The following is a 526-nucleotide window of genomic DNA, read 5'->3' as shown; positions in this document are numbered from 1 at the left end:
GGGGCTTGGGGGACTGGGGTCAGAACTTGATGCCGCCGAGGAGGCCGGCCAGGCTCTCGCCGCCGGCCTTGATGCTCGGCGCGATGGCCGTACTGGCCAGATAGAAGCCGAACAGCATCGCCACCACGGCGTGCAACGGCCTCAGGCCGTCCTTGCGGCAGAGGATGAAGAGGACGACGCCGAGCAGGACGACGCCTGAGATCGAGAGGATCATGTGAGTTCTCCTGGTTCGCGGGGGGACAGTCACCATGAGTACTTCCAGGATCACAGGATGTATCCATACGATAAAAGGTGCAAGCGGGTGAAGATCGGCAGATTTCGCCCGGTCGGCGGACTGTTCCCGGCCTGAACGACGCGGGCGGTTGCGCACGGCCGGATCTGCCGTGATCTTTACCTCGGGCACGTCGGCCCATGTGCCGCGCGAGCCAGTACTCTGGCGATTCACCTGTACGGCTCTGCACCGCTCGCAGACGTACGCCCCGTCCCCGATATGCGGAATGATCCGTGGTGAGAGGTGGTCCGGCCG

Annotated in this window: 1 protein-coding gene; it reads right to left on the bottom strand. The window is 64.4% G+C overall.

All coding sequences use genetic code 11. The annotated features are described in order from the left end of the window. Positions 1-19 precede the first annotated feature (19 nt). The gene (locus AOK11_RS16125; protein WP_055594417.1) at positions 20-214 is read right to left on the bottom strand and encodes a hypothetical protein; all 195 of its coding nucleotides are present in this window, start codon (positions 212-214) and stop codon (positions 20-22) included. Positions 215-526: the final 312 nt, after the last annotated feature.

Origin of the sequence: Streptomyces hirsutus (assembly GCF_001418415.1) — a bacterium.
In the GTDB taxonomy this organism is placed as follows: Bacteria; Actinomycetota; Actinomycetes; order Streptomycetales; family Streptomycetaceae; genus Streptomyces; species Streptomyces hirsutus.
Note: the sequence above shows the minus strand (reverse complement) of the source record. Positions and strands in the feature narration are given on the sequence as shown.

Coding starts and splice junctions, on each gene's coding strand:
- AOK11_RS16125 (WP_055594417.1), bottom strand. CDS start 214: ATGATCCTCTCGATCTCAGGCGTCGTCCTGCTCGGCGTCGTCCTCTTC.